Source organism: Pseudoalteromonas sp. S327 (assembly GCF_005886415.1).
Taxonomy (GTDB): Bacteria; Pseudomonadota; Gammaproteobacteria; order Enterobacterales; family Alteromonadaceae; genus Pseudoalteromonas; species Pseudoalteromonas atlantica.
The window spans coordinates 1-18,192 of sequence record NZ_PNDP01000007.1; the positions used below are offsets into that span (position 1 = coordinate 1).

16 protein-coding genes and 1 pseudogene are annotated in these 18,192 nt (G+C 41.6%); 12 read left to right on the forward strand and 5 right to left on the reverse strand.

Translation table 11 applies throughout. From position 1 onward, the window contains the following. Positions 1–197 precede the first annotated feature (197 nt). Positions 198–899 (forward strand): spermidine synthase, encoded by a 702-nt coding sequence (locus CWB60_RS03255; protein WP_096040995.1) that lies wholly within the window; start codon positions 198–200, stop codon positions 897–899. Here CWB60_RS03255 and dtd read toward each other — a convergent pair. Both dtd and CWB60_RS03265 read right to left on the reverse strand, forming a co-directional pair. Further along, positions 896–1,333 (reverse strand): D-aminoacyl-tRNA deacylase, encoded by a 438-nt coding sequence (gene dtd / locus CWB60_RS03260; RefSeq protein ID WP_096040994.1) that lies wholly within the window; start codon positions 1,331–1,333, stop codon positions 896–898. The genes CWB60_RS03255 and dtd overlap by 4 nt on opposite strands. Further along, a complete protein-coding gene (locus CWB60_RS03265) occupies positions 1,334–2,236 on the reverse strand; it encodes a virulence factor BrkB family protein (RefSeq protein WP_029773504.1) in 903 nt (300 codons plus the stop codon). A gap of 85 nt (positions 2,237–2,321) precedes the next feature. On the opposite strand from CWB60_RS03265, the gene CWB60_RS03270 reads away from it, so the two are divergent. From CWB60_RS03270 to CWB60_RS03280, 3 genes and pseudogenes are all read left to right on the forward strand, one after another. Then, entirely contained in the window at positions 2,322–2,978 is a 657-nt protein-coding gene (locus CWB60_RS03270; protein WP_004588426.1) for a DUF2959 domain-containing protein, read from the forward strand. 130 nt (positions 2,979–3,108) lie between these two features. Next, positions 3,109–4,200 (forward strand): MBL fold metallo-hydrolase, encoded by a 1,092-nt coding sequence (locus CWB60_RS03275; RefSeq protein ID WP_138578055.1) that lies wholly within the window; start codon positions 3,109–3,111, stop codon positions 4,198–4,200. Positions 4,201–4,263: 63 nt separating this feature from the next. Then, positions 4,264–4,995, forward strand: a pseudogene (locus tag CWB60_RS03280) (CBM9 family sugar-binding protein). A gap of 544 nt (positions 4,996–5,539) precedes the next feature. On the opposite strand, the gene typA reads toward CWB60_RS03280, so the two are convergent. Beyond that, a complete protein-coding gene (typA, locus tag CWB60_RS03285) occupies positions 5,540–7,363 on the reverse strand; it encodes a translational GTPase TypA (protein WP_004589455.1) in 1,824 nt (607 codons plus the stop codon). A 507-nt stretch (positions 7,364–7,870) separates the two neighbouring features. Here typA and glnA point away from each other — a divergent pair. The 5 genes from glnA to CWB60_RS03310 all read left to right on the forward strand — a co-directional run bounded on the left by glnA (position 7,871) and on the right by CWB60_RS03310 (position 12,970). Beyond that, entirely contained in the window at positions 7,871–9,277 is a 1,407-nt protein-coding gene (gene glnA, locus CWB60_RS03290) for a glutamate--ammonia ligase (protein WP_024031998.1), read from the forward strand. A gap of 132 nt (positions 9,278–9,409) precedes the next feature. Beyond that, positions 9,410–9,922 (forward strand): DUF4124 domain-containing protein, encoded by a 513-nt coding sequence (locus CWB60_RS03295; protein ID WP_138578057.1) that lies wholly within the window; start codon positions 9,410–9,412, stop codon positions 9,920–9,922. 89 nt (positions 9,923–10,011) lie between these two features. Next, positions 10,012–11,082, forward strand: coding sequence for a nitrogen regulation protein NR(II) (glnL, locus tag CWB60_RS03300; protein ID WP_004589452.1), 1,071 nt, complete (start codon positions 10,012–10,014; stop codon positions 11,080–11,082). A 15-nt stretch (positions 11,083–11,097) separates the two neighbouring features. Continuing rightward, positions 11,098–12,483: a nitrogen regulation protein NR(I) gene (gene glnG / locus CWB60_RS03305; RefSeq protein ID WP_004589451.1), complete on the forward strand. Its 1,386-nt coding sequence runs from the start codon at positions 11,098–11,100 to the stop codon at positions 12,481–12,483. Positions 12,484–12,511: 28 nt separating this feature from the next. After that, positions 12,512–12,970, forward strand: a complete 459-nt coding sequence (locus CWB60_RS03310) for a cyclic nucleotide-binding domain-containing protein (RefSeq protein ID WP_138578059.1) — start codon at positions 12,512–12,514, stop codon at positions 12,968–12,970. Between the two features lie 9 nt (positions 12,971–12,979). Here CWB60_RS03310 and CWB60_RS03315 read toward each other — a convergent pair whose 3' ends face one another. Beyond that, a complete protein-coding gene (locus tag CWB60_RS03315; RefSeq protein ID WP_138578061.1) occupies positions 12,980–13,645 on the reverse strand; it encodes a hypothetical protein in 666 nt (221 codons plus the stop codon). A gap of 81 nt (positions 13,646–13,726) precedes the next feature. Next, positions 13,727–14,029 carry a hypothetical protein gene (locus tag CWB60_RS03320; protein WP_138578063.1) on the reverse strand — a complete coding sequence of 101 codons (303 nt, stop codon included), beginning with the start codon at positions 14,027–14,029 and terminating at the stop codon, positions 13,727–13,729. Positions 14,030–14,298: 269 nt separating this feature from the next. Between CWB60_RS03320 and CWB60_RS03325 the strand changes: the two genes are divergently transcribed. From CWB60_RS03325 to acnA, 3 genes are all read left to right on the forward strand, one after another. Beyond that, positions 14,299–14,682 carry an RNA-binding S4 domain-containing protein gene (locus CWB60_RS03325; RefSeq protein WP_138578087.1) on the forward strand — a complete coding sequence of 128 codons (384 nt, stop codon included), beginning with the start codon at positions 14,299–14,301 and terminating at the stop codon, positions 14,680–14,682. 107 nt (positions 14,683–14,789) lie between these two features. Beyond that, positions 14,790–15,218 carry a hypothetical protein gene (locus CWB60_RS03330; protein WP_126005522.1) on the forward strand — a complete coding sequence of 143 codons (429 nt, stop codon included), beginning with the start codon at positions 14,790–14,792 and terminating at the stop codon, positions 15,216–15,218. A gap of 218 nt (positions 15,219–15,436) precedes the next feature. Further along, entirely contained in the window at positions 15,437–18,178 is a 2,742-nt protein-coding gene (gene acnA, locus CWB60_RS03335; RefSeq protein WP_024031992.1) for an aconitate hydratase AcnA, read from the forward strand. Positions 18,179–18,192 lie beyond the last annotated feature (14 nt).

Here is an 18,192-nt window from a genome sequence, read left to right on the forward strand (position 1 = left end):
CGGTGCCCTGCGGGCTCTGCCTAGGGGCGATAAACTCTTTGTAGCTCGGTTTTTACTTATTCTTACATGGATATAAGCCAGTAGAGTAACGCAGGAGCAGTTACCTAGCCCACTAGGTTACAAATCTCGCGCCGCGATTAAATCGCCCCTAGATTGAACAAACTTTAATCCTGAAAGGTCAACAGGCCCTTAATGTTATGAGCGATTTTATAAACCCTTTAACGGGTGTAGTGAGTAGCCACTTTATTAGTCACAGCCAAGATATTGGGCAACTAGTTTACTGGCATAAATATGCAGGCGATCACATACAGGTTCGCCAATTCGGGCAGCTTCGCTGGCTGCTGATTAACGATACGTTGCAATCGGTGATAGAGCTTAACAATCCACAGCGCTTACTATTTCCACATTTAACCTATTTAGCTAAGCAGTGGCAAACCTTAGCACCACCAAATCATGTGTTAGAACTTGGCCTTGGCGGTGGCGCTATACGTAATTACTTACAATACTCTTACCCGCAGGCACACGTAACATCAGTTGAAAAAAATGCTGATATAATTGCCTGCTATACAGATTTTTTCGCTGTTAAAAACCAAAGTGACGTGCAGTGTGATGACGCGCAAAATGTACTTAGCAAGGCACATAACCATGACTGGATTATTCTTGATTTATTTAGCCAGATAGATGCACCACGATTTTTGTTTGAACGCACTTTTTATCAAAAAATATACGATGCGCTAAACGCAGGTGGCACGTTATTTATTAACTTTTTATCGCAACATGAGTCGCAGTTAATTCAGTTACAGCAATTACTATTTAATGTGTTTGGCGTAAAAGTAAGCCCGCATAAAATTGCGGGCTTTGTGAATCATATTATTATTGTTACTAAAGCTGGTAATTAAACCGATAAGTTAAACGTAACAGGCCCATCGTTACACAAGCTCACTTGCATATCGGCGCCAAACTCTCCCGTGGCAACACTAATACCCTGCGCTTTAGCTTGAGTTACAAAGTACTCGTAAAGCGCGTTAGCTTGGCTAGGTGTGGCTGCTGATGAAAAGCTTGGGCGCATGCCTTTTTTAGTATCAGCCGCTAATGTAAATTGCGACACCACGAGTAACTCACCGCCTATATCTTTTAGGCTTAAGTTCATTTTGTCGTTTTCATCGGTAAATATTCGGTAATTACTTACCTTATGCAATAGTTTGTCGGCGGTTTGCTCATCATCTGGTTTTTCAACACCGAGTAACAATAATATACCTTGGCCAATTTCACCTATAACTTGGTTATCAACTTCTACTTTGGCACTTTTTACACGTTGTATTAAGCCCTGCATTTAACTGCGTTCCTCTGTTTTTAGTTCTTCATCAATGTCTATTTCTGGTGTTTGTGGTACATGATTAGGGCTTATACAGGCGGTAAATTCGGCCCCTAATAACACCACCACCCACGACAAATACACCCACACAAATAAAATAGGAATAGTCGCAACAGCGCCATAAATTACTTCGTACGAAGGAAAGTGGCTAATATAAAGCGCAAAGCCTTTTTTAGTCAGCTCAAATAATACTGCCGCAAAAAGAGCCCCAGGTAGCGCAGCCCTAATAGATACAGGTGTGTTAGGCACTAAAGTGTATAACATTAAAAAGCCAATCATCGAAAAGCCATAAGGCACCAGCTTTAACAAAAAACCACTAAACCCAGGAATGCCCTGATCGGCAAACGACACTAACGAAACAATATACGATGTAACACCAATACTTGCGCCCAGAAGTACGGGGCCTAAGCTCAATACCATCCAATAAACCGCAAAAGAGATCATCATGGGGCGTTTTTTCTTAATACGCCAAATACGATTAAGCGTGGCATCAACATTACGTATAAGCAGCAGTGCAATCGCCGCTAAAAAGCCAATACCCACGGCGGTCATTTGGTTCGCATTGCCAGCAAAGGAGCTTATATGCTCTTTAATCACATCAGATGAGGTAGGTACAAAGTTAGTAAACAAAAAGCTTTCTATGGCTATACGGGTCGATTCAAACCCCGGGAAGGCCGAAAATATTGCCACGCCTACCGCTATCAAAGGCACTAAAGAAAGCAAAGTAACATAGGCAAGGTAGCCTGCATTCACTGTAATTTGATCGTCTATACAGCGGTTAACGTACTGCATCCACCAGCTTGGCTGTTGCCTTAAAAAGGAGATAGCTTGCTGTTTATAAAGGGAGAGCTTATCATTCATACAATTGACTTGTGCTAATCGAATTTTGATTATGATAGCAATCAGCACCATAATTTACAGCACTTACTGGTAAATAGGGATCCAAATGAAAAAACAAACATTACTTAGCGCCTCGGTACTGGCCATTACGCTTACTTTATCGGGCTGTCAGTCGGCCTATTATTCTGCAATGGAAAAAGTAGGTGTACATAAGCGCGACATTCTTATTGACCGCGTAGAAGAAACCAAAGATTCACAAGAAGAGTCTCAAGAAGAATTTCAATCAGCACTTGAGCGCCTAACAACTTTAATTAATTTTGATGGCGGCGAGTTACAAGATGCCTACAATCAACTTAACGATGATTATGAGTCGAGCTTAGCAGCCGCTAATGAAGTGTCGAGCAATATTAATAAAGTTGAAGATGTAGCAGAAGCTTTATTTGACGAGTGGAGCGATGAGCTTGAGCAATACAAAAGCGCGTCGCTTAAACGCGAAAGCAGTAAAAAACTAGCGGCTACACAACGCCAATTTAGCCAGTTACTTCGCTCTATGCGCAGTGCAGAAAGCAAAATGGAACCAGTGCTATCGTCTTTACAAGATAACGTACTGTACCTAAAGCATAACTTAAACGCACAAGCGGTTGCCGCTATTAAAGGCGAATTCACTAATTTAAAGCGTGATATTCAAGTGCTGATGAACGACATGAATAAATCAATTGCCGATTCAAACAAGTTTATAGAGCAAATGAATAGCGCTGGCTAATCAATTAAAATCTGCCTAACAAAGCCTGCATATTGCAGGCTTTTTTGTTGTTACGTTTTGTTACCTTTGAACTATTTGTTAATCTTTTGATGTTGTTATACTTTTATAAAAATAATAATAGATAGCAACAATGAAACTAAAAACCACCAGCCTTGTATTTATTTGTGGATTGCTTAGCGCTTGCGAAACCGCTAATCGCATTGAGGTGATTGCAGGGGAAAGCACGCTTACCCCGCAGCATCAAACAGGCGAGCGAAAAGGACGCTTTTATAACCTCTACCCTGGCAAAAAAACCTACCCCACCACCTGCGAAACCGGCTGCTACACGCCAAGCCCTAAATTACAATGCAAACAAGACGCTGAAGATTGCCAATTTATTGCTGAGCAAAAGCCAATTAATTTAAATACGGGCTTTACCGTGCGCTGGCTAGGACACGCTGGGTTTATGATCCGCACACCTAACGGACAGCACGTGCTATTTGATCCTGTAAAAGAGCAGTTCGACTCACCTGTTGATTTAGCCTTTAGGTTAGCCTCAGGGTTTTACAGGCAACCCGGCGATTGGCTTACACAAACCGAGCTTAAAAACTTAAGTGCGGTGATGTACTCGCATATTCATTACGATCACTTTAATAAAGCCGATATAGAAGAGCTTGGTAATCAACCTCGCTACTTAACGCCATTAGGTATGGCCGACAACTTCCCTACTGGTGGCTATAACATTAGCGAAATGGCCTGGTATGCAAAAACACAGCTTGATGATTTAACGATTCATGCCCTACCAGCGCACCACTTTAGTAGCCGTGTATTGGTACCCTTTATTTACGAAGATAACGATAAAGACCTATGGAATGGCTGGTTGCTTGAGCAAAACGGCATTACCGTGTTTTTTGCAGGCGATACCGGCTACTCAAAACACTTTAAAGACATTCAGCAAAAGTATGGCGATATAGACATATGCCTACTGCCCATAGCCTCGTATTACAGTGAAGACAGCCCTACTTGGTATCGTTATGTACACACCACACCAGAGGATGCTGTAAATGCAGCTAGCGATCTTAACTGTAAAGTAATGATACCGTGGGGCTATGGTAACTCAAGCTGGAAAATGGGCGACCGGACAAGCCATTCAGCACTGTTAAGGTTGCTTTATATGCACAATAAAATGGCTTCAACCACACCTTTATATATTTTAAACGAAGGCGAAAGTATTTCACTGTAACTCATTGCTGAACTGTTTTAGGATGATTGTAATATCTAAATACATATTAACATTGAGAAATTAATGAAAAAACACGCATTAGCTTTAAGCTGTTTATTAAGCGCCCCAGTAATGGCCATTGATGTAGCGCACACATCTACCCCTATTACTATTGATGGCGTATCTGAAAGCGCATGGGATAAAGCAACGTGACATAATATGCCGCATTTAATGGATGGCACCTTGCCCTCATCAGATGCCGACTTTAAAGGCCGCTACCGCCTGCTGTGGGATAAAAACTACCTGTATTTACAAGCTGATATAACTGACGATGTACTTATTGATACGCACCCAGACCCGACCGTAAAATATTGGGATGACGATGCGCTGGAAATTTTTATCGATAGCGACGCCTCAGGTGGTATTCACCAGTTTAACCATACCGCGTTGGCATACCATATTGGCCTTGATAACCAAGCCGCCGATTACGGCCCCGATAAAAAAGCCCATTTATACACCGACCACTTAACAAGTAACTGGAAGCGTAATACCCAAGCCCCTTATAACATCACCTGGGAAGTTGCTATAAAGCTCTACCCTAACGATTACCAAGAAGGCGCTGTAAACACGCCCATTACGCTTAATGAAAAACAAGTCATTGGTTTTATGCTCGCGTATTGCGATAACGATGGCAGCAAAGTACGCGAACACTTTATGGGTTCGCACGAAGTACAGCCAGTCAATGGCGACAGAAACCGTGGTTTTATAGACGCAAATGTCTTTGGCAAAATCACCCTGCTACCAAAAAGTAAGTAACTACCAATAAAATAATTGAAAACGTTGGGTTGAGCGTAGCGAAACCCAACGAAAAAATACCCTACCAACAATGACAGATGCTTTGCATTATCGATTGATTAAGCTTTGACTCTTTTACTTCTCATTCCCTTCTCCTTGTGCAAATATTTTTTTAGTGAATTATTCACAAAGAGAATAAGAGGCGCTGCGCTTTTAGAGATAAACACATTGTGGCAATTTCACTATAGAACGAACTATAAACACTGACGTATTTGGAAAAATCACACTACTTCCAAAGAGTAACTACTAATAAATAGTTGAGAAGTAGGTTGGGTTGAGCGTAGCGAAACCCAACGAAAAAGCACCCTACCAACACGCACTACCACTATGCATTGTTGCAGATTTATATAGCCTACTGACTTTCAGCTTAAACCAGCCTATTTAGCTGCGCCGTTCTAAACTGACCGCTGATAACTTATAGCTGACAACTCTTGTTTTAACCCACAAAAAAGCCGCTGTATTTTGCAATACAGCGGCTTTTAAACCATTACTCTAAATTAATAGATTATGATTTTGGAGCACGACCCGCACGCTTACGCTCACTTTCAGTTAAGTGACGCTTACGAATACGAATGTTCTCAGGTGTTACTTCTACTAACTCGTCATCATCGATGAACTCAAGCGCTTGCTCTAGTGTGTAGTTCAATGGTGGCGTCAATGTTTGTGCTTCATCTGTACCAGATGCACGAACGTTAGTAAGTTGCTTACCTTTAAGTGCGTTAACTGTAAGGTCGTTATCGCGGCTATGAATACCGATAACCATACCTTCGTAAACTTCAACACCGTGACCGATGAATAATTTACCACGCTCTTGTAAGTTGAATAATGCGTTAGTAAGTGCTTTACCTGTAGCATTTGCAATCATTACGCCGTTCTTACGAACACCTAGCTCGCCACCTTTGTGCGGACCGTAGTGATCGAATGTATGGTAAAGTAAACCAGAACCTGAAGTTAACGTCATGAACTCAGTTTGGAAACCGATTAAGCCACGGCTTGGGATCATAAAGTCTAAACGCATACGGCCCTTACCATCTGGTGCCATATCAGTAAGTTCACCTTTACGAAGACCAATTTGCTCCATGATAGAACCTTGATGCTCTTCTTCACAGTCAATTGTTAGTGTTTCATACGGTTCTTCTAATACGCCATCAACAGTACGCAAGATTACTTCTGGACGAGATACAGCTAGCTCATAACCTTCACGACGCATGTTTTCAATTAAGATACCAAGGTGTAATTCACCACGGCCCGATACGCGGAAGCTATCTGGGTTGTCAGTATCTGCAACACGAAGTGCAACGTTATGTACTAATTCTTTGTCTAAACGCTCACGAATATTACGTGATGTTACAAACTTACCTTCTTTACCACAGAAAGGAGAGTTATTTACAGAGAACGTCATTGTTACTGTTGGCTCATCAACACTTAGTGGTGGTAATGCTTCAACGTTGTTAGGACAACAAACAGTATCTGAAATCTTAAGCTCGCCAAGACCTGTTACCGTTACAATGTTACCAGCGTAAGCTTTATCTGTTTCGATACGCTCAAGACCTAGGTAGCTTTGTACTGAACCAATTTTGCCGTTACGCGTAGAGCCATCAGCACTAACAATCGTTACTTGCTGGTTAGGCACAACAGAACCACGTTTGATACGGCCGATACCGATTACACCTTTATAAGAGTTGTAATCAAGCTGAGAAATCTGCATTTGGAAGTCACCTTCAGGATCTGCATCCGGTGGTGATACTTCGTCAACGATCATTTGGAACATAGGTTCCATGTTGTCAGACGGCTCGTCTAAATCTAGTGTAGCCCAACCGTTGATTGCTGAAGCGTAGATTACTTTAAAGTCTAGCTGTTCGTCAGTTGCACCAAGGTTGTCGAATAAATCAAAGATTTGATCCATAACCCAATCAGGACGTGCACCTGGCTTGTCGATTTTGTTGATAACAACAATTGGCTTTAAGCCTTGCGCGAATGCTTTTTGCGTTACGAAACGCGTTTGCGGCATTGGACCTTCTTGAGCATCAACAAGTAATAATACTGAGTCAGCCATCGAAAGTACGCGTTCAACTTCACCACCAAAATCGGCGTGTCCCGGGGTATCTACGATATTGATATGGTAGTCTTTCCAAGAAATGGCTGTGTTTTTAGCCAAAATGGTAATACCACGTTCTTTCTCAATGTCGTTTGAGTCCATCACACGCTCTTCGTTACCGCCGCGTGTTTCTAATGTACCTGATTGCTCAAGTAGTTTGTCAACCAATGTCGTTTTACCGTGGTCAACGTGCGCGATAATCGCTATATTTCTTAACTGTTCGATGCTCATATTTTTACTCAGAGAAGTTTATTCTCATTGATCCTGCAAGATCTACGCACTCATCTGCGTTTTCACCAGATGTCCCAGCATAGGATTTAAAAGGGCGCATATTATCCCTCATTAATGACATGGATGAAAGTTTATCCAATACAATTTTAAAAACTTTCTTAATACTTTTACTAAGTATCTGTTTTTTATATGACAATTATATGAAATAAATTTCGACAAATTACATAAATTGTCATTTTTTAGCTAATTTGTTGATTGCTTTGGCACTATTTACTATTTAAGTTAAGCTGATTTAGGTGATTAAAATACGTGCAGAATCGAGCGTGAAATTTTTGCACCAATGTGGATATTTTACGCACCACAAAAGTGCAAAGCCCGTGACCACTTTTGTGCAACCATAATTTTTAACTTAATAAACAGCAAGTTAAAATAATGGCATAAAATCGGCTTACTAAAAAGCCAAAGCATTTAATGCAGCAATAATAAAACCCAACAGTTGGAGGACACATGTCACAATCGGTTTTAGATTTTATTAAAGAAAATGACGTTAAGTTCATTGATTTACGCTTTACTGATACTAGAGGTAAAGAACAACATGTTTCTATTCCTCATCACCAAGTAGATGAAGATTTTTTTGAAGACGGCAAAATGTTCGACGGCTCTTCAATTGCAGGTTGGAAAGGCATTAACGAATCAGACATGGTACTTATGCCAGTAGCTGATTCAGTAAAATTAGACCCATTCACAGAAGAAGCTACGCTAATCGTACGTTGTGATGTTGTAGAGCCATCTACACTACAAGGCTACGAGCGTGACCCTCGTTCAGTTGCTAAACGCGCTGAAGAGTACATGAAATCTACCGGTATCGCAGATACAGTTTTATTTGGCCCTGAGCCAGAATTCTTCCTATTTGATGATGTTAAATACAAGTCAGATATGTCAGGTTCTATGTACAAAATTGATGCTGTTGAAGCAGCATGGAACTCTGATAAAGACTACGAAGGTGGTAACACAGGTCATCGCCCAGGTGTTAAAGGTGGTTACTTCCCATGTTCACCAGTTGACTCTTCACAAGATTGGCGTTCAGCTACTTGTTTAGTACTTGAAGAACTAGGCCAAGTAGTAGAAGCGCATCACCACGAAGTTGCAACAGCGGGTCAAAACGAAATCGCAACTCGCTTTAATACAATGGTATTAAAGGCGGATGAAATCCAAGAGATGAAATATGTTATTCATAACATGGCTCACCTTTACGGAAAAACGGCCACATTTATGCCTAAGCCTGTTGTAGGCGATAACGGCTCTGGTATGCACTGTCACCAATCTTTAGCAAAAGACGGTGTTAACCTTTTTGCTGGTGATAAGTACGGTGGTCTTTCTGAAGATGCACTTTACTACATTGGCGGTATTATTAAGCACGCTAAAGCAATCAATGCGTTTGCAAATGCCTCAACTAACTCGTACAAACGTTTAGTACCAGGTTTTGAAGCACCGGTAATGCTTGCATACTCTGCACGTAACCGTTCTGCATCAATCCGTATCCCAGTTGTACCATCTGAAAAAGGTCGTCGTATCGAAGTACGCTTCCCAGATCCAACTGCTAACCCATACCTTGCTTTCTCTGCAATGCTTATGGCTGGCCTTGACGGTATCAAAAACAAGATCCACCCTGGCGATGCTATGGATAAGGATTTATACGACCTACCAGCAGAAGAAGCAGCAGAAATTCCACAAGTTGCATCTTCACTAGATGAAGCGCTAGAAGCACTTAGTGCTGACCGTGAATTCTTAACGCAAGGTGGCGTATTCACTGATGATTTAATCGATGCATACATTGCACTTAAATCTCAAGAAGTTGAAAAACTTAACATGACAACTCACCCAGTTGAGTTTGAAATGTACTACAGCGTTTAATACGCCGTAGACAAAATTATCGATAAGATAATAAATGTGTGTTCTCAAGCCCGCTTAGCGGGCTTTTTTTTATGGTAAATTAGGGTTATCTCCACTAAAGTTATGTAATTACAAAATATGCAGGGTAGCAATGTGAATTACAGGATATTATTACTATTTTTTGCTTTAGGATTAAGCATTTATAGTTATGCAGGCAATAAGAAAATTTATGCTTGGAAAGATAAAAATGGTGTTTTAGTGTTCTCAGATACACCACGTAGTGGCGCGCACGAAATAAAACTAAGCAGCCAAGATCTTACCCTGTCTGAGGCCGATAAACACACCCCTGGTTCACCACAGCCAACACACCCTAACCGTTTTCAAATTATGATATCGTCGCCTACACATAACCAAACCGTACGCGAAAACACCGGCTCGGTGTACGTAACAAGCCGCATAACACCGCGTTTTGAAGCTGGCTTTACCATACAGCTATTTTTAAACGGTAACGCTTATGGGCCCGCAAGCGATTTATCAACGTTTGCTATACGGGATGTAGAAAACGGAGCTCATACTTTGTATCTCAAACTTTATAATAAACAAAATCAAGCCATTGCTATCAGTCAGCCCAGTACCTTTGTGATGCAAAGAAAGGCTGTAAACTAAGTACAATGTCTCATGAAGCAAAATTAGCGCAGCAGTATTTACTGATTAAAACTTGCTTGCAAATATTAACGCACTAAAGTGGTGCAAAGATGTCAAACGAACAAAATTTTAGCCCTGAACTTCTCAATGCCATTTGGCAAAATCAAACTACATCGGTCATGTTACTTGATAAAAGTTTTACCCTTGTTTATGCCAACACCAGCACCAGCGAACTACTCGGCTTGGGTAAAAAGCGCATTATTGGGCAAACCTTTAACAGCTTATTTAATTACCATTCTGTGGATTTAGAGCGCATAGCCCAGTACTCACTTGTGGATGGTGTAGATTGCAGCCAGCACAGAGCTGACGTGGTCTTTATAGATTCTCGCCATGCAAAAATAGCCATTACATCGCGCCAAGTTAAGTTTAAAAACGAACGCTATATTTTACTTGAGTGTCGTAAAACCGATGAAGAAATAAAACACGACAAAGCCTCTAACCAAATGCATCAATATCAAGCGGCACGAAATTTAATTAGAGGGCTTGCTCACGAAATTAAAAATCCTTTAGGGGGAATACGCGGAGCGGCGCAGTTATTGCAGTATGAGGTAGATCAACAAGAAAGGGACGAATGCGCTGAGCTTATAATTGAGCAAGCCGACCGATTACGCGAATTAGTTGATAGGCTACTTGGGCCAAATCAGCTTCCGCAAAAGTCGTATGGCAATATTCACCAAACACTTGAGTCGGTTGTTAAATTAAGCACATTAGATAATTGTAAAAATATTAGTCTAGTTAAAGATTACGACCCAAGTATCCCTGATGTGTTTATTGACCAAGGCAAAGTTCAGCAAGTTGTACTTAATATTGTACGCAATGCTCAACAGGCGTTAGTTGATGGCGGTGAAATAAAAATAAAAACCCGCATTAATCATCAGTATCGCCGCCCCGGAAAAGCCCCTAAAAAAGCCTTGTTGATCCAGGTTTCTGATAATGGACCAGGCATAGACCCTAGCGTTCGCGAAACATTGTTTTACCCGATGATCACCAACAAAGAAGGTGGCTCAGGGCTAGGGCTTTCAATCGCACAAACGCTCATAGATCAGCACGACGGTTATATAGACTGCGATAGCTGGCCTGGCCATACTGAATTTAATATCTATCTGCCTTTTGCAGATTAATGTTTTGGAGTTGGCATGAAAACAGTTTGGCTTGTAGATGATGACGCATCAATTCGCTTTGTATTAGAAAAAGCGCTGACACGCGCAGGGTTTGAAGCAGAAAGCTTTGCAAATGCGCAAGACGTGTTAAGCGCGCTAAAATTTAGCCAGCCAACCGTGTTGGTATCTGACGTACGGATGCCAGGCATGGACGGCATGGCATTGCTTGAACTCATAGCAGAGCAAAACCCAGGGCTGCCGGTTATTATAATGACCGCCCACTCAGATTTAGACTCAGCAGTTAACGCATTTCAAAAAGGCGCGTTTGAGTACTTAGCCAAGCCATTTGATTTAAACGAAGCCGTGGCATTAATCGAAAGTGCCTGTAGAGCAAACTCAACTAAAAAAACTAAGCGTAAACAAGTTCCACCTAAAAGCGCGCACATTATTGGCGAAGCCCCTGCGATGCAGGAAGTGTTTAGAGCGATAGGTAAACTGTCGGCTTCAAGTATGAGCGTACTAATTAATGGTGAGTCAGGCACAGGTAAAGAGCTTGTAGCCAGTGCCTTACATAACCACAGCCCACGTAAAGAAAACCAGTTTATTGCATTAAACATGGCCGCTATTCCAAAAGAGCTTGTAGAGTCTGAGCTATTTGGCCACGAAAAAGGCGCATTTACTGGTGCCGATAGCGTTCGTAAAGGCCGCTTTGAACAAGCCAATGGCGGCACACTGTTTTTAGATGAAATTGGCGATATGCCACTGGATGTGCAAACACGTTTATTACGTGTACTCGCCGATGGTGAGTTTTACCGCGTGGGCGGGCACCAAAGTATTAAAGTTGATGTACGCATTATTGCTGCAACGCATCAAAATTTAGAAGATTTAGTAAAACAGGGTAAATTTAGGGACGATTTATTTCATCGTTTAAACGTCGTGCGCCTTCGTTTACCGGCTCTTAGAGAAAGAACTGAAGACATTGAGCGCCTAGCGCAGCACTTTTTACACAAAAGCGCAAAAGACCTACAAGTAGAAAGTAAAGTACTAAGCCCAAAAGCCACAGAGCAGCTTAGGCTATTTAGCTGGCCTGGTAATGTGCGCCAACTCGAAAACACCTGTCGCTGGTTGACCGTTATGGCCCCTGGTGAATTAGTAAGTGAGCAAGACCTACCACCAGAGATCATTGATGCGGCGCCTGTTCAACAAGAAGGTGATTGGCTCGATGCGTTTCAGCAATGGCTCAATCAAGAGCTTAAGCAAGGTAAAGAAAACATTTGGCCCGATATTCAAGCTCAGCTTGAAACTCGCCTTATAAAAACAGCACTGGCTAATTGCTCTGGCCATAAACAAGATGCAGCCATAAAAATTGGCTGGGGGCGCAACACGTTGACCCGCAAATTAAAAGAGCGCAATATTAGCTAGTTTCTAACCGTTACTCGTTGGCCCTAGGATGAAATTAATAGAACACATTCCATTATTTAAACAAATGGAAATAGTGAATAGATTGCACTTTTTTAAAGACTTCACCCTTGCTGAACGCCAAGTGCTATTAGAGTCGTTTGGGTTATTGTATTTAGTTAACCAGCATCAGTTTTTATTTAAACAATACGATAACGACAAACGCTTATACATTATATTAAGTGGTGCGTTACTTGTTTTTAAACATAACCACTTGCTGAAGCTTGGCACTATAGAGCCCGGTGAGTTTATCGGTGAAGGCGCATTTATTAATAACCGCGAGCGCAGTACGAGCGCTCGCGCTAAAACCGACACCATAGTACTTGCCATTACCCCAGAGGCACTGACCCGCTTACCTAATGTGATACGCGAAAAAATTAAAGATAGGATCATAGAAGGTATGAGCCTGCGTATTGCAAAGCTGAGTGAGCACATAGAAACCCACGGTTAGCTCTATCCCTCAGTCCATATAGGCAATTTGTAGTGAGCAATCAAGCCAGCTGGGGTGATTAACATGCGCCGTAAATGTATACGTATCGGATGGCTTGGCGCCAAAGGGCGTTGCTACAAGCGGCTGTGAGTGGCTATATGTTTGCGAGTAGGTTTTATAATAAATAACAACATAACCATATAAAAACTCCCAACCTAACCTTACAACAGCGCCACTGGGTAAGGTAAAGTCAGCATATTTATCTGTAAATGTGACGAGTAAATCATTGTACTTGTCTTCGCTGCAATGGGTTGTTCTTAGCCGAGACGGCATAGTAAAAGCGTCTTCTCCATCAGTGCTCTTTAAATAAAAGCCTATATTGCCATCACCATAAAAATGATTTGATCGTGTCGTGTAGTTAATTTCGGGCTGATAACCTAACTCTTGCATAATAATAGCTAACTGCTCAGTCTCTTTTGGGTAAATTTTATCGCTTGATAAGAGTAATGTAGCCTCACCAAAGGTAGATGGGATTTCTAGCTCAACATATTCATAAGGGAGATTTTGTGCTTTTAGCGCAGCATCGAGCTGCTTGCGCTGCTCATCTTGCAAGTTTTCACTAAAAACATAAACGGTAGGTTGTTGGCACGCAGTTAATAAAAGTACCCACATACAGATTAAAATGCCATTTTTCATAGTTTCCTCCAATGATTACAATTGTTGTCTATTGGAGGAAACTATCTACAGCAACTTAATACTCATGTGCTTAATTAAGTATTATTGTACGTTGGTATAATTTGTTTGGCTGTCTAACCAGGCATCTACACTTTGGCGCGTATATAAAACTTCATTAAATAAGCGATGACGTTCAAATTCCAGTTTTGATTTTTTAAGTGGATCACCACTAATTAGCCGACTGTGCGTATCGTTAAACTTAGAAATAACCGAAAAGCCGCGTTCATCTTGCTCTTTTTGTGTTTTTACCAAGTTAGCTAAGTGAGCTCTTACATCATCTGCTGTCAGCATATCTGAATTATCTAAGCCCATTAGCTCTTTTTTCATTGCTAATCTTATGCCCATTTACTGCTCCAATTATATGCAGACCTAAACAATTAAAACGGTGAAATAATTACCATGTTTTAGGTACGATTTTTTATTTGCCAAAGCAATAGCAAATAGCACACCAAATTTTTGCTAGAGCATACGCATCAAATGCTGCAGTTTTTTTAAAGTTGAAAAAAGTTTTATATTTATCACTCTTTTTTATCCCACTCGGGCGAGCTTGCTAGGTGCAAAAAACAGTGCAAGCCTTTATACTTGCTGCTTATGCGCCACCAACAGAGATAACCATGTCAGAAGAATACATTGAAATTGAACTTGAAGAAGAACCTATAGAGCTTTGTAAATTACTAAAAGTACTCGATTTAGTAGAAGGTGGCGGCCAAGCTAAAAACCTAATAGCGCAAGGTTATGTTGGGGTTAACCATGAAATATGTACAATAAAACGGAAAAAATTATACAGTGGCGATGTACTAGAATTTGATGGCGAGCTTTTTCAACTCACTTTAAGTGAAGATGCGACTCCTGTAGAGCGCCCAGTGGCAACAACCCAGCCACAGCCAGAAAAAACACCTAATGAAACATCTCAAAAGCCGGCAAAAAATAAAAGAAAGCGCACTAAAAAGCCAAAGGTTGATGAAAATACAGGGCGCCGCCCTATCTCATTTGGCTAGCCCTTAGCGCTTTGTGCCGTTTTTATTATGTGTATAGGCTAGCTTGAACAGTTAGCCTTTTTGCTCTTTAATTACCTCGTAAAGTACAATAAAAACAAGGTAATAATATGACAACCTCAGCTACACCCAATTGGTTTAAACCCGCCCTGTGGGCAGCACTTATCTGGAATTTATTAGGTGTGTTTGCATTTATAATGCACCTTATGATGACCCCCGAGATGATAAGTAAACTTCCGTTAGATCAACAAGCTGCATATTCAAACGTGCCTTTATGGTCTACCATTGCATTTGCTGTAGCGGTATTTGGTGGCACCCTTGGCTGCATACTACTATTGGTCAAAAATGCATTTGCAACGCCTACCTTTGCGCTATCGTTGGTAGCGATATTTATTCAGCAATTTTATAATTTCATTGTGATAAATAGCATTAAAATGCTGGGGGTAAGCGCGGTGTTTATGCCTATTTTAGTGATTGTTATTGCGTTTTTGCTTTTATATTTAAGTATAAAAAGCAAACAACAAGGTTGGTTGAACTAACTTCCCCCCCTTTTGTAAACTCATTATTTTGCTACTTGAAAAAACAATTTTAGGTAGCACTTCTATACTTAGTACTGTCTAAAAAACATGCATTGCGCTACCTGCTTTTTAGCCTGATTTGTCATATTTATTATCTCTGGTATGCACTTTGCAAACTATTGGCAAATAAACACGTTATTTTATCAAGGACATAATCCTAACTATCAAAGGGGCAAAAAATGAATAGTTTCGACACCCAACAACAATTAACGATTAATGGCGAGCAATACCATATTCACTCACTTAAAGGATTAGGCGATAAAGCAAAGCGATTGCCCTTTTCTCTCAAAGTATTACTAGAAAACCTATTACGCAATGAAGATGGCGTAAATATTAAAGAACAAGACATTCAAGCCCTTCTTGACTGGGACCCTAAAGCAAAGCCCTCAGCTGAGGTGGCCTTTACGCCGGCACGTGTTGTAATGCAAGACTTTACAGGTGTTCCCGCCATTGTTGATTTAGCTGCCATGCGTGATGCAATGGAAAAGCTAGGTGGCGATCCTGCAAAAATAAACCCGCTTTCTCCTGCTGAACTTGTAATTGACCACTCAGTACAAGTAGATGGCTACGGTGACGACGGTGCGTTTGATTTAAATGCCAAGCTAGAATACGAACGAAATAAAGAACGCTACGAATTTTTACGCTGGGGGCAAACTGCTTTTGATAATTTAAAAGTAGTGCCACCAGCTACAGGTATTGTGCACCAAGTAAACTTAGAGTTTTTAGCGCGTGTTGTTTTTAACGACAGTGAAAACGGAAAATCAATAGCCTACCCAGACACCCTTGTAGGGACTGATTCGCACACCACCATGATTAATGGTTTAGGTGTGTTAGGCTGGGGCGTAGGTGGTATTGAAGCCGAAGCAGCCATGCTTGGGCAACCAATTAGCTTGCTTATTCCTCAGGTAGTGGGCTTTAAATTAAATGGCCGATTACCCGAGGGCACCACAGCTACCGATTTAGTGCTCACCGTTACCGAAATGCTACGTAACCACGGAGTAGTGGGTAAATTTGTTGAGTTTTATGGTGACGGCCTAGCTGATTTACCGCTCGCCGATAGAGCAACCATTGCCAACATGGCGCCAGAGTACGGTGCAACATGTGGTATTTTCCCCATTGATGATGAAACAATTAACTACCTGCGTTTAACGAACCGCGATGAAGATCACCTCAAACTGATTGAAGACTACGCTAAACACCAAGGCTTATGGCGCCATGAAGGCGACGAAGCGCATTACACAGACACCCTTGAGCTTAAATTAGACGACGTAGTACCTAGCCTTGCAGGCCCTAAACGCCCACAAGACAGAATTACACTTGATAAAGCCGGTGATGTGATAGGCCAGCACCTAAAAGGCTTCCAAGATGAGCGTATGGCTCGTCGTGATAAAAGCGATATTGAAGAAGCGCGCATTGAAAGTGAAGGCCCAACAACCAACCCTGATGAACCGGTAGACGAAGCGCAGTTTATGGGTGCAGCCAAAGTGAAGTTTAAAGGCCAAGAATTTGAACTAAACGATGGCGCCTGTGTTATTGCCGCTATTACAAGCTGTACAAATACCTCTAACCCCAGTGTTATTTTAGCAGCAGGCTTAGTGGCTCAAAAAGCTAAACAGCTGGGTATTAATGTAAAACCGTGGGTTAAAACATCGCTTGCACCCGGTTCGCAAGTGGTAACCGACTACCTTGAAAAAGCAGGCCTAATGGATGACCTAGAAAGCTTAGGCTTTAACTTGGTCGGTTATGGTTGTACCACGTGTATAGGTAACTCAGGCCCGCTTGCAGATGAAATTAGCGAAGCTATTCAAAAGCACAAGCTAGTTGTAAGCTCTATTTTATCGGGTAACCGTAATTTTGAAGGGCGTATACACCAAGACGTTAAAATGAACTTTTTAGCCTCGCCTCCACTTGTGGTAGCCTATGCCATTGCAGGGCGTACAGACATAGATGTATACAACGAGCCATTAGCGCAAGATGAAAACGGTAACGATATTTACCTGAAAAACATTTGGCCAAGCGTGAGCGAAGTCAGCGAACTAGTACAAAAAACGGTAACCAGAGAAATGTTCGAAAAAAGCTATGCCAACGTATACGAAGGCGACAGCCGTTGGCAAAAAATCCAAATTCCTGATGGTAAGCTCTATGATTGGGATGATGGCTCAACTTACATTAAAAAAGCACCATTCTTTGAGGGCATGAGCGTTGAACCACCAGGCGTGCCAACAATTGAAGGGGCGCGTTGTTTAGCTAAACTTGGCGACTCAGTAACCACTGACCATATTTCTCCTGCGGGGGCCATTAAAGCTGAAGCGCCAGCCGGTATTTACTTACAGGAAAAAGGCGTAGAAAAAGCGCAGTTTAACTCGTACGGTTCACGCCGTGGTAACCACGAAGTGATGATGCGAGGCACATTTGCGAACGTTAGGCTTAAAAACTTACTCGCACCAGGTACAGAAGGTGGCGTTACTCGCACCCAACCTGATGACAAGCTTGCCAGCATTTACGATGCCGCAATGGAATATGAAAAGAGTAACACACCATTAATTGTGTTAGCTGGTAAAGAGTACGGTACCGGTTCATCACGCGACTGGGCAGCAAAAGGCTCGCTTTTATTAGGTGTAAAAGCGGTGGTTGCACAAAGTTATGAGCGTATTCATCGCTCTAACCTCATTGGTATGGGTGTACTGCCTTTACAGTTTAAAGAGGGTGAGAGCCACGAATCATTAAATTTAACTGGCCAAGAGCAGTTTGATATTGAAGGTTTGTACGACAAAACGAATGAAGTGAGCATTATTGCCACTAATGCTGAGGGCAAAAAAGTCAGCTTTAGCGCCGATGTACGTATAGATACCCCTAAAGAGTGGGATTACTACAAGCACGGCGGTATACTACAATACGTTTTACGTAACATGCTTGACTAATCATATACTTAAAA